Here is a 15,816-nt window from a genome sequence, read left to right as displayed (position 1 = left end):
CGCGACGGCTCAGGGGCTCACATCGCGTCCGAGACGGTGGCAGAAGCGTCGAGATTGCCGGACTAGCGCGGACCTCGCGATGCGCGACCCGGTCCCATGCCGGGTACCGGTGAACCGCGCCATGCGGCCTCCGCGTGCTCCCGCCCTCTCGCCTCTCTCCACCGTCGTCCGTTACGGTCTTGCCTGCGCCTTCTGCCGCGTGCGCACGACGTCGGCCACCGAGGCGATACGCACCCAGCGACCGATCGCCACCGGGGCCGCCGCCACCCACTCAGCGCCGGCAGCCTGCCGTCGCGCCTGATCGAGGCTGTCGGCGCGCAGCAGGGCCGCACACGCCAGCGGATCGCCCGATGCGGTTGCCGCCTCCACGGGTCGGACTGCGCCGAGCACCAGCGCGTCGCGCACCTCGAGCGGCGATCGGGCCACCGCGAGATAGCAGCGGTAGTCGGCGCTCAGGCCCTCCGGACGCTGCTGCGGATCGAGCCAGGCACCGGTCGGCGCCTGCCACTCGTAGTACGCGATGGCGCCCCACACGCCGGCGGCGAAGGGGTCGGATTCCATGATCCGGCGCGCGGCCGCAAGGTCGGCCACGTCGAGGCAGTAGACCGAACCGCGCAGGTTCGGGTCGTCGCCGATTCCCGTCGCGCCGTCCGCGTTCGCCAGCGGCGCCGCGAACAGCGTCGCCGCGATGTGCGCGACGTTGTGGGTGACGTGTGCCTCGAACAGGCGCGCGCGTTCGGCTGCCGCGCCCGGAGCATCGTCGCAGATCGCAATACACCACATGGGCTCTCCTCCTTTGTTCGTTGCCGGGTTCCCGAGCGGCGAGGTCCGTCTTGCATTACGACTTCACCACTTGGTACATTATTTTCACCACTTGGAACAAAAGTCCAGAGTCGAAGCTTCACGGACCGATGAACCGCGTGAGATGTGAACCCCGTCGTCATCGCGGAGCGGTGCGCGGATCGAGGGACGCCGGCGGACGGATCTGCCGTCTCCGGCGAGCGGTCCGCTGCATCGCGCCACAACACCGAACCAGGCTGGAGGAGAAGCCGCCGTCATGACCAGCGATCAACTCATCATCGACGCCGTTGCGCATGCGTACGACCTGAGCGACGCCAATACCCACGACCATCGCTACGCACAACTGCTGCGGGCGCAGCTCTGCGGGCTGCACGAGACGTGGCAGCCCGGGCTGGGCCTGAGCGCGGCCGACCAGTGCACCGACTGGCCGGTGGAGATTCTTGCCCGCACGCTGTTTCTCGAGAGCAACGTCGACCTCGCGGTCACGCATACGCTGCGCCTCGACTCCTACTTCAAGGACGGCCTGTGTGCGCGTTACAAGACGGTCGAGGCCCTGCGCCGCTGGCCGCAGCGCTTCTTCGCCTATGTCGGCGTGGACCCGACCCTGGGACTCAAGACCTGCCTGCGCGAACTCCACGAGCAGCTTGACGAACTGCCGCAGGCCGTCGGCCTGAAGCTCTACCCCGCACAGGTCGATCCGCTGCGGTCCTGGCGGATGGACGACAACAAGCTCGCCTTCCCGCTGTTCCGTGCCGCACGGGACCGCGGCATCAAGGTCGTGGCGATCCACAAGGCCGCGCCGCTCGGCCCGGTGCCCCTGAACCCGTTTCGCGTCGACGACGTCGGCGGTGCGGCCGACGCCTTCCCGGACCTCTCGTTCGAGATCGTCCACGCCGGCTGGTCGTTCATGGACGAGACGCTGGCGCAGATGGCGTCCATGCCCAACATCTACGCCAACCTCGAGTGCACCTCGGCGTTCTGCACCAAGGCACCCGGACAGTTCGAGGAGATGATGGCCAACTTCCTGGCCTGGGCGGGTCCGCAGAAGGTCATCTTCTCGTCCGGGAACATGGTGCTGCACTCGCACCCCATCGTCGAGAAGATCCGCAGCTTCCAGTTCAAGCCGTCGACGCTGGAGTCGTTCGGCATCGGGCAGATCACCGACGAGGACAAGGCGCTGATTCTCGGCGGCAACTTCGCTCGCCTGATCGGACTGGACGTCGCCAAGGCCAAACACGCGATCGCCGACGACGAGTTCGCCGAGGAGCGGCGTCGCACCGGCCTGCAGGAACCCTACTCCAACTGGCGCCGCTATCTGCGCGAGAACCGACTCGGAGCGGCGGCATGATCGGGCACGCACAGATCGAGGCGGCGCTCGCCGATGTCTACGACCCCTGCAGCGTGCAGGCCAACGCGGCGATGAGCGTCGTCGACATGGGCCTGATCACCGGCATCCGGATCGAGCCGCCGGGCTCGGTGCGCGTGCGCCTGCGTGCGACCTCACCGTGGTGCACGATGATCGGCAGCCTCATGCAGGGCATCGAGGAGCGGGTGCGCCGGGTCGACGGCGTGACGGCGGTGACGGTCGAGATCGACCGCGAATCCACCTGGAGCGAAGCCGACCTCACCGACGAGGGCCGGCGCGTTCTTTCCGGCGCGCGCGAACGTTCGCGCGCCGCCTTCCCGGTGCGCCGACGCCAGTGGCAGGAGCGCATCGCCATCCTGAGCGAGGACTGAGCCATGCCCCTTCATCCCGATGCCGCCGCTTTCCTCAAGGCCATGGAAAGCATTCCCCAGCCGCCCGATGCCACGGTCCAGGAATTCCGTGACGCTGCCGCCCGTCTGATGAAGCCCGCCGACCCGCTGCCGATCGGCAAGGTCGAGGACACGCTCATCAAGGGCGGCAGCGGACAGCCGCTGACGCTGCGCATCTACACGCCCGAAGGCCCGGGACCGTTCCCGGCGATCGTCTGGATTCGCGGCGGGTCCTTCACACGCACGACACTCGAACAGATGGACCCCCTGCGCCGGATCGCCGCGAAGATGACCGGATGCATCGTCGTCTCGGTGGACCAGCGCCTGTCGCCGGAGGCGCAGTACCCGGCGCCCCTCGACGACGCCGACGCCGCGGCGCAGTGGACCTTCGCGCATGCCAGGGAGATCGGCGCCCTGCCCGACTGCATCGGCGTTGCCGGGGAGAGCAGCGGCGGCAACATCGCTGCCGCGCTGGCCCTGCGCGCACGCGACCGCGGTACGCCGACGTTCGCGTTCCAGCTGCTGTTCGCACCGCTGACCGATGCCAGCCTGTCGTGTCCGTCGGTCAAGACGTTCGAAGAGGGCTACGTGCTGACCCGGCGCCAACTGGTCTGGGCCTACGAGCAATACGCCCCCGGCGTCCCGAGGACCGATCCCGGCATCTCGCCGCTGCTTGCCCCCGATCTCGGCGGCATGCCGCCGGCGGTCGTCGTGACCATCGAGAACGATCCGGTGCGGGACGAAGGCGAGCGCTATGCGGAGCGGCTGCGCGAGGCCGGGGTCGCGGTCCGGCACGCGCGCATCGACGGCATGGTCCACCACTTTCCCGGACAGCAGGCATTGATGACGTTCTTCGGCCTGCTCAAGGACCTGCTGGCCGAGGTCCGGGCGAAATGAGCCGCGAACCCTCGATCGCCGGTGGGGGTTGCTGACATGCCCGCCCCCACCGCGCTGCGCGCACCGGCCGTCCACGCGTTCACGGGCCGCAACCTGCCCTGGCTGGTCGACGCCCAGGCCGCATCCCGCGGCGAGCGTCCGTACCTGATCTGGGAACCCTTCGACGCAACGGGCCGGACCTGGACCTACGCGCAGTTCGCCGAAGAGACACGCGCCTACGCTGCCGGGCTGGCGGCAATGGGCGTGGCACCCGGGACCTTCGTGCTCGTGCACATGGACAACTGCCCGGAGTTCCTGTTCCTCTGGCATGCCTGTGCGCGTCTGGGCGCCATCGCCGTCACCACCAACACGCACTCGACCGCGGACGAGCTGGCCTACTTCGCCCGACACAGCGGCGCCACGGTGGCGGTCACGCAACCGAAGTTCGCGAGCCTGCTGACGGGTCTGCCCCACGCCTTCCGCTGGATCGCCGTTGGCGCGACCGACAGCGGTCAGGCGCCCGACTCACCGCCGGCCGCAGACCTGGTTCCGCTGGCCCGCCTGCGCGGCAACCCGCAGGACGCACCGGCACGGCCGCCCGACCCGCTGGCACCCAACAGCGTGCAGTTCACGTCCGGCACCACGTCGCGTCCCAAGGGCGTCGTGTGGACGCAGGGCAATGCCTTGTGGGCCGCACGCACGCTGGCGTCGATCCTCGAGCTGACCGCGGAGGATCGCGGCATCGTCCACTTTCCGCTGTTCCACACCAATGCGCTCGCCTACTCGATGCTGTCCACGCTGTGGGCCGGGGCGTCCGCGGTGCTCACGCCCCGCTTCTCGGCATCGCGGTTCTGGGAGATCTCGGTCCGCCAGCGCTGCACCTGGGCAAGCATGTCGCCGTTTCCGATCCGCGCCCTGCTCACCCAGCCCGATCCCCCGGCCCACGACTATCGTGTCTGGACCTTCGCCGGCGATCTGGCCATGGTGCGCGAGCGCTGGGGCATACGGACCACGGGGTGGTACGGCATGACCGAGACCGTTTCCGCCTGCATCAGCACCGAGCAGGGCTTCGCCGGCCCCGAAGGCGCCATGGGACGGCCGCGGCCGGAATACGAGATCTCGGTGCGGCGCGACGACGGCAGCGAGGCCGGCCCGGACGAGCCTGGCCGGCTCTACGTCCGCGGCGTGCCGGGACTCTCGCTGTTCCACGAATACCTGCACGACCCCGAGGCCACGGCCGCGGCCTTCGACGACGACGGCTGGTTCGAGACCGGCGACGAAGTGGTGGCACGGCCGCAGGGCGAGCTGTTCTTCGTCGGCCGCACCAAGGACATGCTCAAGGTCGGCGGCGAGAACGTCGCGGCCATCGAGATCGAAACGGTGATCGCGACCGTCCCCGGCGTCGTCGAATGTGCCGTGGTCGGCAAGCCGGACGACATGCGCGACGAGCTGCCGGTGGCCTTCGTCGTCGCGGATCGGCCGGGCGCGGAGCTGGAAGCGGCCATCCGGGCCTGCTGCGAGGACAAGCTGTCGGCCTTCAAGCGTCCGCACGAGATCCGCTTCATCGAGCGGCTGCCCACCGGCCTGCTCGGCAAGATACTGAAGAAGGATCTGCGCGCGATGCTGACCGATCCGCAGGCGTGATCGCCCGTGTCGTGCCTGCTAGAGTGCCGCCTGGATTCCGGCAGGGTCGTCAATGAAGGGCGGGGACAAGCGGAGCACCTCGGCACAGCGCCGGCCGCGGCGTGCACAGGCCCAGGGCGCCGGCTTCATGCCCGGCCCGCGCGCGGAGACCAAGCAGCGACTGCTCGCCGGCACCATGCACTATCTGCGCGAGCACGGCGTGGGCGATGTGACGCTGCGCCAGCTCGCCGAGCAGCTCGGCACCAGCCACCGCCTGCTGATCTATCACTTCGGCACCAAGGAAGATCTCCTGATGGCCGTCGTGGCCGAGATCGAGCGCGAGCAGCAGGACTGGCTGCTGTCGCTCCGCGAGGAGCAGGACAGGTCGCCGCTGGAGTTGCTGGACCTCGGCTGGGAGCGGCTCCGCGACCCGCAGCAGGAAAGCGCGTTCCGTCTGTTCGTCGAGATCTACGGGCACGCCCTGCAAGGCCGCGCGCATGCCACCGGCCTGCTGGACACGCTCGTCGTCGCCTGGCTGGAGCCGATCGGTGACATCTTCCGGCGGATGGGACTGCGCCCTGCGGAGGCCCGCATCCACGCGCGCCTGTTCGTCGCCATGATGCGCGGCGTCATGCTCGACCTGCTGACCACCGGCGACGTCCAGGAGATCAAGGCTGCGTGGGACCACCACCTGTCGCAGTACGACAAGCTCCCGGGTGCGCATCGGCGCCGCGAACGCGATTCGCCAGCGTCGCGCAAACGACGCACCGCGGCCCCCGCCTGACGGCGCCGCCGGCGATGCCGGCGATGCCGGCGCTTCAGCACGTCTCGCCGAGCAGACGCGTGATGTCATGCCGTGCAAACAGGCCGAGCACGTTGGTCAGCATCTGCAGTTGCACGCGCGCCGTCTCGCTGTCGCGCAACCGTGGGTCGAGGCGGCTCTCCACCGATGCGAGCTGTGGCACCTCGCGTTCGATGTAGGCCGGCGCGTCGAGCAGCCAGGTGATGCCCATCAGGCAGGCATAGAGCACGAGCTGGCGCTCGAGCCTGCGCGGATCGGGCGCTGCCGCTCCGGCCGCAGAGAACTCGTCCGTGAAGTGCGCGAGCAGCGCATCGGCGTGGTGGTTCCACAGATCGGTCGATGCCGCACTGAGCGCGCCCCACAGGGCCATCGCCACGTTCATCCGGGCAACGCAGCCCCAGTCCATCAGGCCGCAGCGCAAGGCACCGGACTCGCGCCAGAACCAGGCGTTGTCGACATTGGCGTTCCAATGACAGAGCGCGACGTGCTCCGGCGTGGACATCAGCTCGTGACGGATCGCATCCCTGCGCTCGGCCACGCGCGCCACTTCGTCGCCAAGGCGCGCGATGAAGTCCGCTGTGCGGAGGTTGTCCGGCAGCAGCCACGGATGTTTCGCAGCGAATGTCCCATAGCGGGCGACGCGGTTGCGCAACTGCTGAGACGTGCGTGGCGCCCGCTCGCCGACGCTCAGGCGATCGAACTCGAATGGAAACTGCATGCCGATGTCGCCCGGCAGCCGTCCTGTCCGGTCGGCGGCGGCCAGCCGCGCCATAGCCGTGAGAATGGCGCGGTAGTGTTCGATCGGCTCGGGCAGTTCCTCGTCACGGCATTTCTCGTACTGCGGCTCGACACCGCCCCGGCCGAAGCCGATGCGCTCGGTGATCAGGATGCCGGTGCCGCTCACGGACGCGTAGTCGGCGAACGCACAGGCCGGCACGGCGATCGGGAAGTCCGGCGCCCGCGACAGCAGCGCAAAGCGCACCTCGCCCTGCATCTGCGTGCGCCCAAGATCGCGGATGGGATCGTCGAGGTCGCGAGAGAACTTCACGAACAGTTCGCGTGGCGAGCGGGCCTCGGCACGCGCATAGTCGACCGACAGCAGCAGCTTGCGCCCGGTACTGCCGCCGCGCACGTCGTCGCAGCGCGTGATCGCGGTGACGCGATTGTCCGCCGCCAGCGTACCGGCGGCGTGCATCACGCGGGTCAGAAAGTCCGTTCCGCCTTCACGCAGCGCAGCCGGATCGGCGGGAATCGGGATGCCGAAGGTGTCGCCGCAGGCCCAGACCGCCGCCATCATCGCCGCATCGGCAGGCGGATACTCAGGATCGGCGTCTTCAGGTCCGCGCGCAGGCGCGTCAGCGTCGACGACTTGAAACGCCACTGCCCGTCGTGCTTCTCGTAGGTCTCGTGATAGTGACCGTAGCCGTCCATGGTCAGCCCCGGAAGCAGACGGACGATATCGTGCAGCGCCCAGATGCCTCGCGCGGCCGATTCCGAAATCAGTTCCAGTTCCGGCGCATGGACCTGATGCACGGTGACGCGGCGCGTCGACCCGAGCATACGGCGAACGAAGGCAACGAAGTCGTCCGCACCCTCGATGTACTTGCCGCCGGAGGGCGTCGTGTCGCTGACGAAATCGTCGGAGAACAGTTCGCGCCACGCGCTCCAGTCCTTGGCGTCGAGCAGGCGGCAGTAGCGCGCCTTCAGTTGCTTGAGTGCCTCGATCTCGCGCAGGGCGGTGACGTCGTTCATGGCCGCGCCTCCATGTGCGCGAAGGCTTCGAGCATGCGCGCATTGCGCGCCTCGATCTGATCGCGATAGCCGCCGTGCGTGATGATGTAGGGCTGGCGCGCGCGCAGATCGGCGAGCAGGTTGCGCACGGCATGTTCGGGCGTCGCGACGTCCTTCTCGGGCGACATCTTCGCGCTGGCCATCATCGCGCGGATGTCGTCGCGGTCGAGCCGCGACGGCCCGAGCGCCGCTGGCCGGGCCCTGACGCTGCTTTCCAGGTGACGCGTCGCCATGCCGGCCGGGAACAGCAGCGCGACGTTGATGTCCTCTTCGGCCAGCTCCATCCGCAGGACTTCGCCGTAGCCGACGACGGCGTACTTGCTGGTGACATAGGCGGCCATGCGCACACCCGGCGTGAAATAGCTCGACGAGGCGGTCAGGACGATGTGGCGCAGGCCCTCACGATGCCGCAGCAGTGGCAGAAAGGCCGAGACCGTGTCGATGACGCCGCGCACGTTCACCGACAGCACCCAGGTCCAGTCCTCGTCGCTGAGCTTGTCGACGGCGCCGAACTGCTGCACGCCGACATTGGCGCAGAGCACGTCGCAACCGCCGAAACGCGATGCCACGGCCTGTGCCGCCGCCGCAACCGACGCCTTGTCGGCAACATCGACGCCGATCGCGATCGCCTCGGTGCCCCGTTCAGCCAGATCGGCCGCCTTCGCGTGAGCCCGTTCGGCGTCGATGTCGAGAAGCGCCAGCCTCGCGCCTGCGGCTGCGAACGCATCGGCGATCGCCGCGCCAAGGCCGGAACCCGCGCCGGTGACGACGACCGTCTTGTCCTGATACTCCATGCGCACTCCCCTCGCTCGAAGGCCGGTGTTCGACTCTATCGACGCCGCCTGCACCTGCGTCGATGCCTGGCCGGGTCGTGCCCGCGCAGTCAACAGCGATTGCCGATCACGGCCGGGCGAGACTGCGCGCGGTGCGCGCGTCCGGGACGGTCCAGTCCGAGCTCGGGTAGATCGGCGTGATCGCGCTCGCCGCATCGAGTGCGGCCAGATCTTCCACGCTCAAGCGCAGATCGACGGCGCCGAGGTTGTCGTCGAGCTGGTCGAGCTTGGTCGCACCGATCAGCACGCTGTCGACGCTCGGTCGCGCCAGCACCCAGGCAATGGCGACGCGGGCCACACTGCTGCCGTGCCGCTGCGCAATGCCGCGCATCAATTCGAGCAGTGCGAAACCCTTGTCGCGGTCGAAGCGCAACATGTCGAAGTTCGAGAAGCGATTGTCCGGCTTCGCCAGGTCCGCACGCGTGTATGCGCCCGACAGAAAGCCGTAGGCCAGCGGGCTCCAGACGGTCAGGCCCAGGCCGTAGCGGCGCATCATCGGCAGCACGTCGCGCTCGACGTCGCGCCCGAGCAGGGAGTAGTACATCTGCCCATGGGTGAAGCGCGCGAGGCCGTTGGCCTTCTGAATCTCCAGCGCCGCAGCGGCGGTCCATGCGGACCAGTTGGAGAACCCGATGTAGCGGACCTTTCCGGCACGCACCACCGTGTCGAACGCCTCCAGCGTTTCCTCCAGAGGGGTATACGGGTCTTCGCGATGAGCGACGTAGAAGTCGATCCAGTCGGTGCCGAGGCGCTTCAGGCTTTGATCGACTGACCACAGGATGTGGCGTTTGGACAAGCCGGCATGCAGCAGTTCGCGACTGCCGCGATTGCCGACCTTGGTGGTGATGACCACCTTCTCGCGATGCGGCTTGAGCGCCGCGCCGAGCAGCGCTTCCGATTCGCCGTCCGCATAAACGTCAGCGGTGTCGAAGAAATTGACGCCGGTATCGAGCGCACGCCCGACCAGCTCGTCCGCGAGCTTCGCACCGACCTTGTAGACCGACGGCAGGCTGGTGTTGCCGCCACTGAAGGTCAGCGCGCCGAAGCCGAGGCGCGAAACAACGAGGCCGGTGCTGCCGAGGACGGTGTATTGCATCGGCAGGTCAGCCCTCCCCTCTCCCGCGCGCGGGAGAGGGTGGCCCGCAGGGCCGGGAGAGGGCGCCGGCGAAGCCGGCGATTCCGCGCTTCGCGCGGCCCTCCCCCCTTCTCTCTCCCGCAAGCGGGAGAGGGGGAACTGACTGAAGCGTCGCGCTGTGCGGCACTACTTCTTCGCCTTGCGTGCGCCCTTGCTCAGGCGGAACTCCGGCGGATAGAGGTCGTCGTTGTCCTTCACGGCGTTGTTCAGGCCCTTGCCGAAGGTTTCCTTGTTGAGCGTGAGTTCGTCGGCGTCGTTGCGCACGGCCGGGAACATGCCCTCGAGCCAGGACGTGAGCAGACTGCCCATGTACTCGCCCTGGTGCTGCTTCATGATCTCGAAGAACTGCTTCTGCATGACCACCACGTCGGTCGGACGCGTACGGCTGCAGGCCAGCGCGTACTTCTGCACCTCGGCATCGAGCTGCTCGCGCGGCACGACGCTGTTGAGGAAGTTGCAGTCGTACATCTCCTTGGCCGTGAACGGACGGCCGGTGAAGACCATTTCCTGGAATTTGCGCAGGCCCATGGTCTGCGCCCACTGCCACATGCGCGGGCCCCAGCCGACATAGCGGAACGAGGGATGCCCGTAGAGCGCGTCGTCGGACGAGATCACCAGATCGGCGTCGGCGGCCTGGTAGAAATGCCAGCCGTAGCAGTAGCCCTTCACTTCGAGAATGCTGATCTTCTTGAAGTCCTGCAGGCTGCGGCAGCCGAAATTCGAATTGGCGTAGAGCTGGTTGAGCTGGCCGAGGTAGCGGAAGCTGCCCTTGGGCGGGTACTTGACCCCCTCGTTCTCGCCGATGCGGAACTCGTGCAACAGCGAGTACTCGCCATCGTCGTTGAGCATCTCCTCCTGCTCGGGCAGGTCGGCGCCGGCGCCGAGGTTGTTGCCGGCACCGCGGATCACCAGCACCTTGACCTCGTCGTCGACGTTGGCGCGATGGATCAGGTCGGCGTAGCGCAGACGCGCGGCAATGGTCGGCGCGTTGAGATGGTCCGGGCGGTCGAGCGTGATCGTCGCGATCCGCGTCTTCGGGTCCTTGTGGTAGCGGATGATGTCTTCGGGCTTCGGCCGCTTCGCCGCCGGCTTCTTCTTTGCCGCGGCCTTCTTTCCTGCAGTCTTCTTCGCCACGATGGGCTCCGGTGGTTCGAGTGTCGTGCGCGACTCAGGCAGCCGCCCGCTGTGTCCCTGCGTCGCCCTGCGCCTGCGTGGCGATATGGCTGGCCGCCACGTAGCCGAAGGTCATCGCCGGGCCGATCGTGCCACCGGCGCCGGGGTACAGGTTGCCGAAGGGACTGCCGGCGTTGTTTCCGGCCGCGTACAGGTTCGGAATCGGTTGGTCATTGCCGTCGAGCACGCGCGCCAGGGCATCGCACCTGAGGCCACCCTTGGTACCGAGATCGCCGAGGTTGATCGGCACGGCATAGAACGGTGCGGTGTCGATCGGCCCCAGGCAGGGGTTCGGCTTGACGTTGGCATCGCCGAACATCTGGTCGTAGGGACTGGCGCCGCGCCTGAACTGCGTATCGACGCCCGACACCGCGTACTGGTTCATCGTGTCGACGGTCTGCTTCAGCGTCGCCGCCGGCAGATGGATCTTGGCGGCCAGCGCATCAAGCGTATCGGCGCGGAAGATGTAGTGATCCCACCAGTCCGGCGGAATGCGACGGTCCGGCATCAGGATCGTCGGCATGATGCCGCCGGCGGTGAATTTCTGGCGGAACGTCGCGTCGAACACCAGCCAGCACGGGGTATTCGCTCCCGTCCTGAGCTGGTCCTCGACCATTGCCGCGCCGAATTCGTCGTAGCTGCAGGCTTCGTTGACGAAGCGCACGCCGTTGCGGTTGACACAGACGCTGTGCGGACGACCGATATCGAAGGCCGCCTGCACGATGTCCTCGAAGTTCGAGCGGCTTTCCATCGGGATGTGCATCGTCGGAATCCACCAGCCGGCTTCCGTGTGCTCGGTCGATGCGCCGATTTTCATGCCGGCGATCAGGGCCTCGCCGCGGTTGGCATCCTCGGGTGTGGAGCTGTGCCGCGTCAGGCCGGGCACCGGGAAGAAGCGGTCGCGCAGTTCCTGGTTCCACTCGAACCCGCCGGCGGCGAGTACGACGCCGTGCCGTGCGCCGATTTCGTAACGCCGCCCGAAGTGGCTCAGCTTGACGCCAGTGACCTTGCCGTCGGACACGACCAGCTCGTCGAGCTTCGTTTCCAGCCGGAGCTCGATGCCGCGATCGAACACGCGCTTGTACAGGTGCCCCATCAGCGCCGCGCCCTGCGTGAAGCGGCGGTCGCGGCGCGTCAGCATGCGCGTCGACACATCCGACCAGTAGGTCCAGGCCATCTTGAGAAAGGTCCTGATCCACCCCGGCGCACGCGTGGAGATGGAGAAGAACTGCAGCACGTCCATCGCGTAGCGGTTGAGAATCTTGAAGCGCGCGTACTGCTCGCGCATGAGCACGAACTTGTCGCCAAGTTCGCGCCCGTCGAAGGTATCGCAGAGGATGGAACGGTCGACACGCGCGTTCGGCGCATCCGGAAAGTAGTCCGGGTAGTACGGTGCCGGCGCCACCGGCACGCCGAGCGATTTCACGAAGCGCAGCATCTCCGGCGCCTGATCGACGTAGGCCTCGAGCCGCTCGCGGTTCACCGGCTTTCTGATCAGGGCATCGAGATAGGCCAGGGCCTTCTCGCGGCTGTCGTCGTTCGACGTGAACTGGTGGTTCGGCACCCAGATGACACCGCCGGAGGCCGCCGAGGTCCCGCCATACTTGTGCGCCTTCTCGACGATCAGCACCGACAGGCCGGCCTCGTGCGCGCGCAGTGCGGCCGTCGCGCCGGCAGCTCCGGAGCCGACGACGATGACATCGAATGTTTCCGCTCCGCTCATTGCAGCTGCTCCCCGGCGCCCGCCAGCGCCTCGGCGCGGGCCCGCATGATGTCGTTCAGATGGTTCACCGGATCGCCGGCGGTGATGCCGCCGTCGACCGGCAGCACGGTGCCGGTGATCTGTGCCGAGCGGTCGCTGCACATGAACAAGACGACTTGCGCGACGTCTTCCGGGCGACCCGTGCGCTTGAGGGGCTGGTTCACGTCGAAGGCCGCACCGACGGCCTGCTTCACCCGCGCCGCGACCTCGGGACTCGCATCCGGCGGCGCGAACGAGGTCAGCGGCGTGCGGATGTGCCCGGGGGCGAGCACGTTGACGCGGATGTTGTACTCGGCGAGGTCGATGGCGTTGGACTTGCTGATCATGATCAGCGCCGCCTTCGACGCCCGGTAGGTGATCAGTGCCTGGCCCGGCAGCACCCCGGCGATCGAGGCATTGTTCAGGATCACGCCGCCGCCATGGTCCTTCATATGCCGCGCGGCGCACTGCGTACCGACCAGCGCGCCGAACAAGTTGATGCCGATGACCTTGTCGAAGTCCTGCAGCGGATCGTCCATAAAGCGGGCGTGCTGGGCGCCGGAGATGCCGGCGTTGTTGAACATGATGTGCAGCCCGTCGAAGCGCTCGATCGCGAAGTCGACCAGCGCCTGCACCTGCTCGCGCTGCGACACGTCGGTGCGCTTGTACAGCACCGAAGACCCGAGTCCGGCGGCGAGCGCCTCGCCCTGCGCATCGTTAACGTCGGCCAGCACGACCTTGGCGCCCTCCGCAGCGAACAGCTCGACGGTCGCCCGCCCGATTCCGCTGGCGCCGCCGGTGACGATCGCGACCTTTCCGGCCAGTTCCTGAGTCACTGCCTTCTCCGGGTGGCGCGCCGGCCGGGAGCCGGCGCCGGTACGAGAGCTAACGGGCCTTGAGCTGCAGCGGCAGATGCTCGATCGAGCGCGTGGCCACCGTCGGCAGATAGGTGATCTGCTCGACGGGGACCGCAAGACGGATGTCGGCGAGGCGCCTGTGGATCTCGCGCGCGGCGACCTTGATCTCCATGCGCGACAGCGCGGCACCGATGCAGCGATGCACGCCGACGCCGAAGGCGACGTGCTGCATCAGGTTGCTGCGATTGATGTCGAAATTCCGCGGGCAGGCGAACTTGTCGGCATCGTCGTTGCCGGACGCATACAGCACCAGCATGTGCGCGTGCTTCGGCAGCTTGACCCCACCGAGTTCGGTCTCGCAGGTGGTCATCTTGGCCAGACCGCGTACCGGGGGTTCGAGGCGCAGCAGCTCCTCGACGAAACGGTTCAGCGCACGGTCGTCGTCGACCGAGGCCTCCAGCGCGACACCCACCTCGGGCCGCGTGGCCAGCAGGAACAGCAGGTTGCCGAGGGCCGTGGCCGTCGTGTCGTTGCCGGCGATGATCAGGGCGCGCACCAGCGATACGGCTTCCGCAAACGTCAGCTTGCTGCCGTCGTCGAGCGTGGCATGGACGATGTCGGAAATCATGTCCTCGCGCGGCTCGGCCTCGCGCGCCTTCATCTCGCTGATGATGAAGTTCTGCAGCTCGCAGATCAGCGCGGCGTTGCCGATCATCTGCTCGCGGTCCTGCATCTTCGAGATCTGCGCGGTGATCGCACCCGACCAGCGCTGGATCTTGTCGGCATTGAACTGCTGGATGCCCATCTGCTCGCAGATGATGCGGATCGTCACCGGCACCGAGAAATCCTTGATGCCGTCGACGACGGTGCCGTTCTTCGCCTTTTCGGCCAGCTTCTCGACCTGGTCGACGATCACCGCCGTGATGCGCGGCTCGATCGAAGCGACACGGTGCGCGGTGAAGGCCTTGTCGAGCAGGCGCCGCACGCGCGTGTGCGCGGGCGGGTCGTCCTTGATCGCGTCCGGAAAGAAGCCGCCGCCATCGCGTTCGAGAATCTGCTTGAACTCCTCGAAGTGGCCGCTGGCGTACATCGCCTCGTAGCCATGCTTGTCCGAGTACGTGAGCGGATCGCGCAGCAGCGTGACGATGTCCTCGTAACGCGACACCAGCCACATCTTGAGCTTTTCGTCGTAGTGAACCGGCGCTTCGCGGCGCAGCGTCTCGTAGAACGCATTCGGCTGCGCCCGCACCTGCGGATCGGCGAACGACGCATTCGCCAGCGATCCCGCGACCGGACAGCCGGATGCCATGGCCTCACTCGAACTCATCTGTAACCTGCCTTGCGCTGGGATTCAGTGCTGGAGCTGCGCGCCGGATTCGGGCATCTGCACCGGCGGCGGCGTGACCGCCGCCAGCTTCGCGGCGCGGTACTGGCGGGGGCTCATCTGGAACCCGCGCTTGAACATGCGGCTGAAGTGCGCCGGGCACTTGAAGCCCACCCTGTAGGCGATCTCGCTGATCGACGCCTCACCCGGTCGCGCCGATGCCAGCCACTGCGCAGCGACCTTGAGCCGCTTGTCCCAGACCAGCGTCGAGAACGGCGTGCCGTGCTGGTTGAGCAGGAACGACAGGTAGCGCGTCGAGATGCCGACGCCGGTGGCCACCGAGGTGCTGCTGAGCTTGGGATCGGAGAGGTGGACGTCGATGAACTTGAGCACGTCCTGCAGGCGTCTTTCCGAAATGGTCTGGCGCACCGGAACCGCGACGTCGTGCTGGCGGATGGCAGTGCTGAGCACCGACAGCGCACTGTCGACCAGCAGCTGGACGGCATGCTCCTCGAAGCGGCCCGGGTCCTCGAAGATGTCGATGAGGATGCGCTCGGCCAACGCGAACGCCCGTCCCTGCGCCGGCAGGCTGAAACCGGTCGGCACGTCGTGGCTCATGAAGCGGCGGAACACGTGGGCCGGCACGATCATGTGCAGCACCTCGTGCTCGGACATCTCGTCGGTGAGGCATTCGACCGTGAACGGCGTCATCGAACGGGTGACGACGAAGTCGCCGGGCTTGGCGACGGTCTGGCCGCGCTGGTGCGAGATGCTCAGCCGGCCGCGCTTGACGAACCACAGGACCGCGACATCGATGCCGTCCTCGCGCAGATGCGACCACGAGCGCCGGAACGACAGCCGCGTCTTCGAGCGCAGGCGGATGATCGAGCAGGAGCCGACGGTTTTGCGCTCGGCGCGCACGTCGATGACGTTGCCGGCCTCGATCGAGTAGTCGCCCAGGTAGTACTCTTGGTTCTTGGGACCGCGGAAGCTGCTCTGACAGTCGCGATAGTTGCGCTTGTCGAAGGCGAATAGGGTTTCTGTCACGGTTCAGTCTCCGATCCGGAGCCTCGCGCGCTCCTCACGCGTCGGGCATGTCGTCCTG

General features: G+C 67.5%; 15 protein-coding genes. 5 read left to right on the top strand and 10 right to left on the bottom strand.

Annotated features, from left to right (window positions below; translation table 11 throughout):
• Nucleotides 1–171: 171 nt before the first annotated feature.
• Complete coding sequence (locus C8D93_RS01810) at nt 172–783, bottom strand: YciI family protein (protein WP_110263443.1); 612 nt, start codon at nt 781–783, stop codon at nt 172–174.
• A gap of 274 nt (nt 784–1,057) precedes the next feature.
• Between C8D93_RS01810 and C8D93_RS01805 the strand changes: the two genes are divergently transcribed.
• From C8D93_RS01805 to C8D93_RS01785, 5 genes are read left to right on the top strand one after another with little or no spacing between them, the layout of a single operon-like run.
• A complete protein-coding gene (locus tag C8D93_RS01805) occupies nt 1,058–2,149 on the top strand; it encodes an amidohydrolase family protein (protein WP_110263442.1) in 1,092 nt (363 codons plus the stop codon).
• Complete coding sequence (locus C8D93_RS01800; protein ID WP_110263441.1) at nt 2,146–2,538, top strand: metal-sulfur cluster assembly factor; 393 nt, start codon at nt 2,146–2,148, stop codon at nt 2,536–2,538. The genes C8D93_RS01805 and C8D93_RS01800 overlap by 4 nt, the downstream gene beginning before the upstream one ends.
• 3 nt (nt 2,539–2,541) lie before the next feature.
• Nucleotides 2,542–3,453, top strand: coding sequence for an alpha/beta hydrolase (locus tag C8D93_RS01795; RefSeq protein WP_110263440.1), 912 nt, complete (start codon nt 2,542–2,544; stop codon nt 3,451–3,453).
• A gap of 36 nt (nt 3,454–3,489) precedes the next feature.
• Entirely contained in the window at nt 3,490–5,076 is a 1,587-nt protein-coding gene (locus tag C8D93_RS01790) for an AMP-binding protein (RefSeq protein WP_110263439.1), read from the top strand.
• A gap of 52 nt (nt 5,077–5,128) precedes the next feature.
• Nucleotides 5,129–5,839, top strand: a complete 711-nt coding sequence (locus C8D93_RS01785) for a TetR/AcrR family transcriptional regulator (RefSeq protein ID WP_110263438.1) — start codon at nt 5,129–5,131, stop codon at nt 5,837–5,839.
• Between the two features lie 34 nt (nt 5,840–5,873).
• Here C8D93_RS01785 and C8D93_RS01780 read toward each other — a convergent pair whose 3' ends face one another.
• The 9 genes from C8D93_RS01780 to C8D93_RS01740 all read right to left on the bottom strand — a co-directional run bounded on the left by C8D93_RS01780 (nt 5,874) and on the right by C8D93_RS01740 (nt 15,758).
• Nucleotides 5,874–7,151 (bottom strand): hypothetical protein, encoded by a 1,278-nt coding sequence (locus tag C8D93_RS01780; RefSeq protein ID WP_110263437.1) that lies wholly within the window; start codon nt 7,149–7,151, stop codon nt 5,874–5,876.
• Complete coding sequence (locus tag C8D93_RS01775; protein ID WP_110263436.1) at nt 7,151–7,609, bottom strand: nuclear transport factor 2 family protein; 459 nt, start codon at nt 7,607–7,609, stop codon at nt 7,151–7,153. The genes C8D93_RS01780 and C8D93_RS01775 overlap by 1 nt, the downstream gene beginning before the upstream one ends.
• Nucleotides 7,606–8,442, bottom strand: coding sequence for an SDR family NAD(P)-dependent oxidoreductase (locus C8D93_RS01770; RefSeq protein WP_170123852.1), 837 nt, complete (start codon nt 8,440–8,442; stop codon nt 7,606–7,608). Before C8D93_RS01770 ends, C8D93_RS01775 begins: the two co-directional genes overlap by 4 nt.
• A 106-nt stretch (nt 8,443–8,548) precedes the next feature.
• The gene (locus C8D93_RS01765; RefSeq protein ID WP_110263434.1) at nt 8,549–9,577 is read right to left on the bottom strand and encodes an aldo/keto reductase; all 1,029 of its coding nucleotides are present in this window, start codon (nt 9,575–9,577) and stop codon (nt 8,549–8,551) included.
• A 165-nt stretch (nt 9,578–9,742) separates the two neighbouring features.
• Nucleotides 9,743–10,675 carry an enoyl-CoA hydratase/isomerase family protein gene (locus C8D93_RS01760; RefSeq protein WP_110263824.1) on the bottom strand — a complete coding sequence of 311 codons (933 nt, stop codon included), beginning with the start codon at nt 10,673–10,675 and terminating at the stop codon, nt 9,743–9,745.
• Nucleotides 10,676–10,784: 109 nt separating this feature from the next.
• Nucleotides 10,785–12,512 (bottom strand): FAD-dependent oxidoreductase, encoded by a 1,728-nt coding sequence (locus tag C8D93_RS01755; RefSeq protein ID WP_110263433.1) that lies wholly within the window; start codon nt 12,510–12,512, stop codon nt 10,785–10,787.
• The gene (locus C8D93_RS01750; RefSeq protein ID WP_110263432.1) at nt 12,509–13,366 is read right to left on the bottom strand and encodes an SDR family NAD(P)-dependent oxidoreductase; all 858 of its coding nucleotides are present in this window, start codon (nt 13,364–13,366) and stop codon (nt 12,509–12,511) included. The genes C8D93_RS01755 and C8D93_RS01750 overlap by 4 nt, the downstream gene beginning before the upstream one ends.
• 49 nt (nt 13,367–13,415) lie before the next feature.
• A complete protein-coding gene (locus C8D93_RS01745; RefSeq protein WP_110263431.1) occupies nt 13,416–14,696 on the bottom strand; it encodes a cytochrome P450 in 1,281 nt (426 codons plus the stop codon).
• Nucleotides 14,697–14,738: 42 nt separating this feature from the next.
• Nucleotides 14,739–15,758, bottom strand: coding sequence for a helix-turn-helix domain-containing protein (locus tag C8D93_RS01740; RefSeq protein ID WP_110263430.1), 1,020 nt, complete (start codon nt 15,756–15,758; stop codon nt 14,739–14,741).
• Between the last annotated feature and the right edge of the window lie 58 nt (nt 15,759–15,816).

The sequence above is a fragment of the Sinimarinibacterium flocculans genome (assembly GCF_003201205.1).
GTDB classification, from domain to species: Bacteria; Pseudomonadota; Gammaproteobacteria; order Nevskiales; family Nevskiaceae; genus Solimonas; species Solimonas flocculans.
The sequence above is the reverse complement of the archived record's forward strand: the minus strand, read 5'-3'. Positions and strand labels throughout refer to the sequence as shown.